The sequence below is a fragment of the Edaphobacter sp. genome (assembly GCF_035532915.1).
Classification (GTDB): domain Bacteria; phylum Acidobacteriota; class Terriglobia; order Terriglobales; family Acidobacteriaceae; genus Edaphobacter.
Genome location: NZ_DATKQC010000429.1, coordinates 1 through 8,991 on the forward strand (window position 1 = coordinate 1; position 8,991 = coordinate 8,991).

Annotated in this window: 9 protein-coding genes and 1 pseudogene; 7 read left to right on the forward strand and 3 right to left on the reverse strand. The window is 61.0% G+C overall.

Going from position 1 to position 8,991, the window contains the following annotated elements; genetic code table 11:
* From VMU57_RS20120 to VMU57_RS20135, 4 genes and pseudogenes are all read left to right on the forward strand, one after another.
* Positions 1-278: pseudogene (locus VMU57_RS20120) on the forward strand (LPS-assembly protein LptD); the annotation flags it as partial.
* Positions 279-350: 72 nt separating this feature from the next.
* Positions 351-1,331 (forward strand): DsbA family protein, encoded by a 981-nt coding sequence (locus VMU57_RS20125; RefSeq protein WP_325386698.1) that lies wholly within the window; start codon positions 351-353, stop codon positions 1,329-1,331.
* A gap of 24 nt (positions 1,332-1,355) precedes the next feature.
* Positions 1,356-2,471, forward strand: coding sequence for a SurA N-terminal domain-containing protein (locus VMU57_RS20130; protein WP_325386700.1), 1,116 nt, complete (start codon positions 1,356-1,358; stop codon positions 2,469-2,471).
* 198 nt (positions 2,472-2,669) lie between these two features.
* The gene (locus VMU57_RS20135) at positions 2,670-3,671 is read left to right on the forward strand and encodes a Gfo/Idh/MocA family oxidoreductase (RefSeq protein WP_325386702.1); all 1,002 of its coding nucleotides are present in this window, start codon (positions 2,670-2,672) and stop codon (positions 3,669-3,671) included.
* Between the two features lie 255 nt (positions 3,672-3,926).
* On the opposite strand, the gene VMU57_RS20140 is transcribed toward VMU57_RS20135, so the two are convergent.
* A complete protein-coding gene (locus tag VMU57_RS20140; RefSeq protein WP_325386704.1) occupies positions 3,927-5,078 on the reverse strand; it encodes a DUF5715 family protein in 1,152 nt (383 codons plus the stop codon).
* A 108-nt stretch (positions 5,079-5,186) separates the two neighbouring features.
* Between VMU57_RS20140 and VMU57_RS20145 the strand changes: the two genes are divergently transcribed.
* A complete protein-coding gene (locus tag VMU57_RS20145) occupies positions 5,187-5,606 on the forward strand; it encodes a c-type cytochrome domain-containing protein (protein ID WP_325386706.1) in 420 nt (139 codons plus the stop codon).
* On the opposite strand, the gene VMU57_RS20150 is transcribed toward VMU57_RS20145, so the two are convergent.
* Positions 5,578-6,390, reverse strand: a complete 813-nt coding sequence (locus tag VMU57_RS20150; protein WP_325386708.1) for a CHAD domain-containing protein — start codon at positions 6,388-6,390, stop codon at positions 5,578-5,580. The two genes, VMU57_RS20145 and VMU57_RS20150, sit on opposite strands and share 29 nt — an antisense overlap.
* A gap of 131 nt (positions 6,391-6,521) precedes the next feature.
* Here VMU57_RS20150 and VMU57_RS20155 point away from each other — a divergent pair, with 131 nt between their 5' ends.
* On the forward strand, positions 6,522-7,856 hold the full coding sequence (locus VMU57_RS20155) for a divalent metal cation transporter (protein ID WP_325386709.1): 1,335 nt from the start codon (positions 6,522-6,524) through the stop codon (positions 7,854-7,856).
* An 80-nt stretch (positions 7,857-7,936) separates the two neighbouring features.
* Positions 7,937-8,272 (forward strand): YegP family protein, encoded by a 336-nt coding sequence (locus VMU57_RS20160; RefSeq protein ID WP_325386711.1) that lies wholly within the window; start codon positions 7,937-7,939, stop codon positions 8,270-8,272.
* Between the two features lie 71 nt (positions 8,273-8,343).
* Here the strand turns inward: VMU57_RS20160 and VMU57_RS20165 are convergent, their stop codons facing one another.
* Positions 8,344-8,808: a hypothetical protein gene (locus tag VMU57_RS20165; RefSeq protein ID WP_325386713.1), complete on the reverse strand. Its 465-nt coding sequence runs from the start codon at positions 8,806-8,808 to the stop codon at positions 8,344-8,346.
* Between the last annotated feature and the right edge of the window lie 183 nt (positions 8,809-8,991).

Genomic DNA, 8,991 nt, shown 5'->3' on the forward strand with positions numbered 1-8,991 from the left:
TCTCGGACTTCAGCCAGTTGCGCGTGCTGGCGGGGTCTGGTTCGCCGACGAAGGTGGGGCTGGGAGTGGCGGCAAACGTCGGGCTGGACCTGAACCTGGGGCAGGTGCAGTATGGAGCGCTTCAGACCTCGTACAACTGGGACTGCTGCGGGTTCAGCGTGGAGTATCGCAAGTATGAGCTGGGCTCGGTGCGCAACGAGAACGCCTACCGGTTCAACTTTACGCTGGCCAACATCGGGTCGGCGGGGAACCTGCGGCGGGCGGAACGGCTGTTTTGAGCGAGGGCCGGGAGTTGTGTCCAGAGCTGTGCCGGAACGGGAAAAAAGGGAGCTGCGTGAGATAATCGTAGGGTGCTGACTGCTGTGAAACCCTTCCGTATTCTTGTCTTCGCCCTTACCCTGGCGGCCCTCGGCTGCCACGCCCAGGTACCAGCGGAGGCCAACGGGGGCAGACTCTCTCCTGAACTGACGCGGCGGGTGCAGGTGCTGATCCGGTCGCGGTCGGGCGTTCCGCCGGAGTATGACATCGCTCTTGGGCCGCGGACGAAGAGCGACGTTCCGGGCTTCGACGCCATTGCGGTCACGTTTTCGTCGGAGGGAAAGACGAGCAAGCCGGTGACGTTCCTGCTGTCGGAGGACGGTAAGACGCTGGCGCAGTTCAGCAAGTTCGATATCAGCAAAGACCCAAAGCAGCTGGTGAGCGATGAAGGACGTCCTTCGCGGGGCGGTCCGGCGAATGCCCCGGTGCTGGTGGTAGGGTTCGACGACCTGGAGTGCCCGTACTGCGCGAAGATGCACGAGCAGTTATTTCCGGCACTGACGGCGCGTTACAAGAACCAGGTGCGCATCGTCTATAAGGACTTTCCGCTGAGCCAGCATCCGTGGGCGATGCATGCGGCGGTGGACGTGGAGTGCATGGCGGCGGAGAGCCCGGCAGGATATTGGAATTTGGTGGACTACATTCATGCTCATGCGGCAGAGATGGGCGGAGCCGAGAGAAGCGTCGCCAAGGCGAACGAGACCATCGACTCGCTGACCAAGGCCGAGGGCGCGAAGCAGAAGGTGAATGAAGGCACGCTGGCGGCGTGTATCGCCAAACAGGACGACACCGCGATCCAGGCCTCGATGAAGCAGGGCGACGAGCTGGGAGTGGATTCGACGCCGGCGCTGTTCGTCAACGGCGAGAGGATCGTAGGTGCGGTCCCGATGAAATATGTGTATAAGGCTATTGACGATGCGCTGATCGCCTCAGGCCAGACTCCGCCACCCCCGCCGCCGGATGAAACCGTCCAGCCCACCGAGACCTCTCCGGCGACCAAGCCCGGAAACTAGCTTTCATGCAGGAGAATTGATTACGTGAAGAGATTGTCGAACGATACCAATGCAGCTTTGCCAGTTTCTACTTTGCCCGCGCGCTTTCAGCGCCAGGTTTCGATTCCAGTTGCCCTGCTGATGGCCGCGGCCCTGTTTCCCATTGCGGGGTGCAAGCAGGAGCACAAGGCCGATGTGGTGGCCACGGTGAACGGACACGCCATCATGAGGTCCGAGATGGACAAAGCCTACGAGCAGCAGCTAGGCCAGCAGCAGCAACAACCGCCGTCGGAAGACCAGGCCAACTCGCTGCGGCTGAACGTGCTGCGCGCGCTGATCGACGAAGAGATCGTGCAGCAGCGCGCCGCCAAGATGAACCTGACGGCGACCAACGAAGAGGTCGACGCGAAGCTGAACGAGATGAAGGCCCGCTACACCGAGGACCAGTTCAACCAGCAGCTCAAGGCGAACCACACGACGCTCGACGAAGTGAAGCACGATCTGCGCCGGTCGCTGACGCAGAACAAGCTGCTGAACAAAGAGATCAACTCGAAGATCACTGTCACCGACGCGGACGTTGCCAACTACTATAACCAGCACAAGTCGGAGTACAACCTGATCCAGACGCTGTACCATCTGGCAACGATCCAGGTGACGGACGTGCCTTCGTCGCAACCGGTGAACCTGCAGAACAGCAAGGCGACCAATGATGCCGAGGCCAAGAAGAAGATCCAGGCCTTGAAGAACCGGCTGGACAGCGGCGAAGACTTCGGCACCCTGGCGATGAACTTCTCCGAGCAACCGGAGTCTGCACCGAATGGCGGCGACATTGGAATGGCCACAGCGGAGCAGCTAAAGGGAGTTGACGCCAATTTGTACAGCGACGTGATGAAGCTGAAGCCGGGCGAGATGACACCGATTCTTCCGCTTCCAGACGCGCAGACCAAAAAGACCGAGGGATATGCAATTTATAAATTGCTTTCCATTGAACCGGCGGGCCAGAGAGAGTTGAAAGACCCCAGCGTACAGCAGGCGATCCGGCAGCAGCTCCAGGGAGGACGTTCGCAGTTGCTGAAGAACGCTTACTTCGAGATGCTGCGCGATCAGGCGAAGGTTGAAAACTTCTACGCGGAAGAGATCTTCAAGAACGACGCTCACTGAAGAGATGCTCTGCTTTACCCCCGGAGGCATACCTCAGGGGCTAAAGTCCATCGATTTTATTAGACTTAAGGGCACGGCTGAAGCCGTGCCCTTAAGCAAAACGATGGTGTGGTGCGCTGTAGGCGGGATGACTTGCGGTTGGGGTGCTTCGAGCGCGGGATGAGGGGTGGAGTGCGGGGGATGCTCTAAACTCAACCTATGACTCAGTCTCCGGTACGGTTTGCGATTCTTGGCTTCGGGCTCCACGCAGTGCGTCGCCTGCTGCCTGCGTTTACAAAGTGTGAAGAGGCCACGCTGGTGGGAATGTGGCGACGCGACCAGGCGGCCGCGGCCAACGACTGTGCCACGCACAATATTCAACATTGTTTTGCGACGCGAGAGGAGCTGTGCGCTTCGCCGGAGGTGGACGTGGTCTTCATCACGTCGCCGGATGCGATGCACAAGGACGATGTCCTGCTGGCCCTGCGGCATGGCAAGGCGGTGCTGTGCGAGAAGCCGCTGTCGATGAATACCGCCGAGGCGGAGGAGATGGCCGAGGCCGCGAAGGCGGCGGGCCTGCTGTTTGGCGTGGGGCAGAACTTCCGCTTCAACCATAGCCTGGACTGGATGCGCGAGCAGGTCGCGGCGGGCCGCATCGGGCAGCCGCAGATCGCCCATGCGCAGTATGCGTATCCGGCGGCGACGTCGTCGAGGAAGTGGATCACCGATGCGACGCTGGCCTGCGGCGGCCCGATCGCCGACGTCGGCGTGCACTGCATCGACGCCCTGCGCTACGTGCTGGGCGAGGACGTCGTGAGCGTCAGTACTCTGGCGCGCAGGGACGACTCCTCGGGCAAGGTGGATGCGGTGGCGTCGCTGCAACTGGAGATGACCGGCGGCGTGTATGCGAATGTGACGGCGAGTGCGCGCGCGCCGTACCGCACACTGATCGAGATCATGGGCAGCGACGGCACGCTGGTTGCCGAGAACGGCCTGACGGTGGACCGTCCTGTGCAACTGGAGCTGCGTCGCGCCGGGGAGTTGGTCGAGACGGTGACGGTAGAAAACGGCGATGGGTACACGCGGATGCTGGACGGCTTTGCCCGGGCTTTTCGCGGGGTTGAGACGTTTGTCGCATCGGGCGACGACGGGGTGCGGAATATGCGCGCTCTGGATGCAGCCTATAAGAGCTGGCGGACAGGATTGCGCGAGACGGTTTAGGAGCGGGGACCTACTCTCCCATCCTTCGCGGTGATGCTGCGAAGGATGGGGCTCCCGAGCCTTTGCGGCTGGTAAAACCCCATGTCCCAGAGGCGGGACATGGGCACCCGGCTCTGTTCTTACAAAAACCTTAGGCGGTTCTCTTCCGGATGTAGTTTTGGTGATTCAAGCAAAACGCAGATTCCCTTCGGGAATGACAAACAGATGACAAACAAAAGTCCTGGGGCTTCGCCTGAGTTCTGTATGGGATACGGCCTAGCGGATGGCGGCTGCCAGTGCGCTGGCGTCGGCGCGACGGTGCGAGGCCAGGTTGCGCGTGGGCGCGTCGGCAGGCGGCAGATACCGCTTATAGACGCTGATGTGGAAGCAGGACTGCTGAAACTCCTCTTCGACGTCGATCTTGCCTTCCTGAATCAACGGCATCAGATAGCCGCGCATCCATGCCACTTCGGTCCGCGAGAGGCCGTGCTTGGCGATATCGATGGCTTGACCGGTGAGATGCGGAGAGGCGGTATCGCCCTCTGCCGGAGCAGCGTTGCCGTTGATGTGGATGAGGTGATGCTGGAACTCGACGGTACGGACAGCAGAGTTGATCTGCAATGGGGTGTGGAAGTGAGCGTAGTGCGCCCGCGCCATGTTGGCGAGGAAGACCGCGCTCCACGGCCGGGTGTAACGGCGATTCTCGGGCAGACGGTCGTCGACCTGCAGAGCGTAGCTAGTGGGCAGCGGGACCAGCATCCGCTTGCTTCTCATGTCGATGAGGTCGGCATCGTTCTGGATGCGCTCGAGGCCCTCGCGGTCGGCAACTTCGTTCTGGTGCAGGAGGATCTCGTGCGAGCCCTTGAGAGGCGGAGGAACGATGAGGCGTCCGCGCTTGTTGTAGAGCACGGGAAGGATGGCAGGAGTGGCGGCCTCTTCGGTAATGCTCTTGAGCTGAGGCTTCTCCGGCGTGGGACGGACGACGTTGACCACGGAAACAGGGCGGGCGGCGGAACGCGAGCGGCGCGAGGATCGGCGCGAATGGGAGACGACGGCGGCGTGCTCGGTGTGGTGCGGAGCCGGGGCCTCCTGAACGTCCTGCTTGACGGAGGCAGCTTTGAGGAAGTCGTCGGAGGTAGCTGTTCGGGGCTGCTGGTCGGAGACGCTGAGATCGCGGGGCGTGGAGCGGCGGGACTTGGTCCTGACGGTCTCGACCGAATGGTGCCGGGTGCGGCTGGAGCGGACGTGGCTGACGTGAGGCTTGGCGCTGCGCTCCCGCGTCGCCGTTGCCTTGCGGTGGACCTGCCGAGGAACGGTGGTCGACTTGCGGGCACGGTGGTGCGCAGGCTTGGCAAGCAGCGTGGCAGGGATGAGAAACAAAACTGCAAGCGCCAGGAGGGCCGGAAGTGGAGCGTTCAACCGCATCATGTTTTGAGAGGCGCGGAACGCCAGAGCAATTCCTACCTTAGAGAGTCTCTATCGATAGTGTAAGTAATCAGATGGGTTCCGTATACTGATCAGTAAATAGGGGACTGGATGCGGACGTTGCTGGTGGGCTTTGGGGTGGTTGGAGTTGCCTTGCTGGGGTGGGGCTTGCGGGTGGGAACCGTGCATGCAGCACCGGATGAGGCAGCGACGCCGCAGTTCTATGCGACACGGGTCCAGCCGATCCTGAAGGAGCATTGCTACCGCTGCCATGGAGGGATGAACCATCGCGGCGGCCTGAACCTGGCGACCAGGGCAGGGATGATGAAAGGCGGCCACGACGGCCCGGTGGTGGTTGCGGGCGATCCGGCGAAGAGCCTGCTGGTGCGGCTGATCCGGCATGAGGGGCCAGCGAATGATCCGATGCCGATGCCGCCGAAGCTGCCTGAGATCTCAGGCGCGGACATCGCGACGGTGACGCGGTGGGTGAAGGCAGGCGCGATCATGCCCGACGACGTGCCGCGACGCTAGACGCTGGAGCGAGGAGCTGCGGCAGCGACTTGAGATGACTCCGATAATCGACCAGTGATTTTTTGCAATGGCGAGCGAAGGTCTGGACGAGAGGGGATGAGTCACCGAGCTCGCGGTGGGCGATGGCGGAGAGGGTGAGCCAGTCGTGCCAGTTGCCTCCGGATTGTTGGAGCGACTCGAAGGTGCGGGCGAGGCTGCGAGTGGAGGCCGCAGACTCGGCGATATAGCGGGCGAGTTTGGCGGCTTTGCGAATGCCGTGGAGCTGGCGATGGTTCTGCTTTGCGGCGACGGGAGCGTTGTCGGCGTACCAGCCGAGAACGAGGGTGGCCAGATGGGCAGCAGGGATGGTCAGAGACTCGGCAGGCGCAAGAGCTTCCAGCAGGGCTTCGAGTGCGCGGGTGAGTTTGTTCCTGCGCTTGTGAATGGCGTTGAGGAGTTTCTTTGCGGCCTGCTTGCGGCGGCGCTGGAACAGGCTGCGAAGCTGGTCCGCTTCGTCAGATTTAAATGGAACGAGATCGCGCTGGACGTCGAGATCGCGGACGGGTCCGGCGGTGCGGCGAATCTTGCGGAGCAGCTTGTGTGCCATCTTCGCCGGCTTGGCGTGGTCAGGAAGATCGGGCAGCAAAGCGAGCAGTTCGAGTTGAGCTTCGATGCGGCGGGCGGTAGTGCGAAGTTGATGCACGGAGCGAGGACCGGGCTCGGCAACCGTAAGGGTCATCGCTGCTTCAAACAGAGTGACCAGCTCACGTAGAGTACGGACGGGATGGGCAGAGCCTGCTGCCATATGATGTTGGATGCGCCAGCGCGGTGCCTGGGCGTGACTTGCGAGAGCACCTTTCGCGATAAAAGAGAGATGGACTGAGTTGCGGCTGATAGAGACTTCAGCCGGTTCGATGGACAGAAGCAGGAGTAGAGATGGCACCGATCGTTGAGCAGGAGCCGAAGAAGAGTTCGGTGAAGAAGAAGATCGCCGGATTCTTCAGGATTCTTGGCCCGGGCATTATTTCCGGGGCTGCTGACGACGATCCGTCCGGTATTGCGACCTACTCGCAGACGGGCGCGCAGTTCGGCTTTGGCCAGCTGTGGACTTCGCTTTACCAGATTCCGCTTTTGCTCGCCGTGCAGGAGGCGTGCGGGCGCATTGGCGCGGTCACGGGCAAAGGACTTGCCGGGGTGATCAAGGAACATTATTCGAAGAAGATCCTGATCGGGGTCGTGGTGCTGGTGGCGGTGGCCAACACGATCAATATCGGCGCGGATATTGGCGCCGTGGCAGCGGCGGCCCAGTTGGTGGTGAATGTGCCGTTCTGGCTGCTGGCGGTCGCGACCACCGCCCTGCTGGTCGTGTCCGAGGTTTTGATTACCTATAAGACCTATGCGAATGTGCTGAAGTGGCTGGCACTGGCGCTGCTCTCGTATCCGGCGACGGCATTGATCGTGAAACAGCCATGGAAAGAGATCCTGTATGCGACGGTGGTGCCGCATATCGAGTTGAGCTTTGCATTTTTCTTCATCATCACGGGCGTCTTCGGAACATCGATCTCGCCGTACATGTTCTTCTGGCAGGCTTCAGAGGAGGTAGAAGAAGAACGTGCGATGAGGTTGAGGGCCGATAAAGATGGCAAGCCTCGGCTGCCGCGAAGATTCATTCGCGATATGAGGATCGACACGCTGCTGGGCATGTTGTCGGCGGAGCTGGCACAGTGGTTCATCATCATCACGACGGCGACGGTGCTCTTCAAGCATGGGACGACCACGATCAATACAGCGGCCGATGCAGCCAAGGCGCTGGAACCGCTGGTGCGGTCGTTTCCCAACTCCGGCCAGGTGGCGAAGGACGTGTTCGCCGTCGGCATCATCGGGCTGGGCTTGCTGGGGATCCCGGTGCTGGCAGGCTCGGCTGCATACGCCCTGTCGGAGGCGTTTGGCTGGAAGGAAGGGCTGTCAAAAAAGTTCAAGAAGGCGCGTGGGTTCTATGGCGTCATCATCGTATCGATGCTGATCGGTCTGCTGCTGAACTTCATCGGCATCGATCCGATGAAGGCCCTGGTCTTTACCGCGGTCTTCAACGGGATCGCTGCGGTGCCTCTGCTTTATCTGATCGCGAAGATCAATGCCAGCCCGGAGATATTGGCGGAGCAACGAGGTGGCGGGCTGTCGCGGAGTTTTGTGTGGGTAACGTTTGGGGTGATGGGTCTGTCCGCGGTCGCCCTGCTTTATACGCTGATATTTCAGCATTTAGGAAGATAGGTGTAACGGCAGGCTTGTACAATTGTCGCGCGACCGGAAGGCCTGGCCGCGAACGTCAATCTCGAAGGTGAGGAGACACGATGGCTGGTAAGTTTGTGCTTAAGACAGCGAAAGATGGGCAGTTCTACTTTGTGCTGGAGGCCGGAAACGGCCAGGTGATTCTAACCAGCGAGATGTATACCGCCAAGGCTTCCGCGGAGAACGGGATAGCCTCGATTCGGAAGAACGCCGGCGACGATGCGCACTATGAGCGCAAGGAACAGGCGAACGGCCACGCGATGTTCAACCTGAAGGCGGCGAACCACCAGGTGATCGGGACCAGCCAGGGATATTCGTCTCCAGCGGCACGAGATGAGGGGATCGCCTCAGTGAAGGCGAATGCCGAGAAGGCTGCTTTGGAAGATTTAGCTGTTTAGAGAAGTATAGATTTACGAGTTAAAGGAGAAAGCGTCCCCAGTCCTGCGGGGACGCTTTCTTCTTTGAGGATTTACTTTGCGGCAGCAGTTGGCTGACCGACCTTGCGAACGGCGGCGTCGACTACAGCGTAGAGGAGCTGATCATGGTCGGCTTTGGCCTGGGTCTTGATGTCATTGCCGACCTGCTGGCCTGCGGCTTCGGTCGGCGGCAGGGTGAGACTACGGTTCTGCGCAGAGATTGCGGCCAGCTGTTGAACGATATCGAAGAAGGTGTCTTCGCTCTTGTTGGCGAGGTGCCAGCACTGCGAAACGGTGCAGGTGAGGATCTGCTGGTCGGTCCAGGGGTGGGACTGAGACGCCTGATTCGCGTCGGGCGTGACAGTGACCGGCGACTGTCCCGGAGCTGCACTCTGAGTGGTTGCGGCTGCGGTTTCAGTGGTTGGGGCCGGAGTCTTGGGGTTGCAGCCTGCGGTGAGCAAAAGCGCGGCGGCGAGGGTGAGGCAGGCGGGGAGCGGCTTCGAAATCATCGTCTTCATCTTATTCACGGTCTTCATGGGTCGAGTTCCCTTTCTTGCTGAAGGTGAGAGCTAGCGGCGGTGGTGGTTGCGGTCGTAGCGATTGTTGTCGCGGCTGTTCTGGTGAGCTTCGCCTACCACTGCGCCGATGCCGGCACCCGCGGCTCCGCCGATGATGGTTCCCTTGAGGCCGCCGCCGAAGAG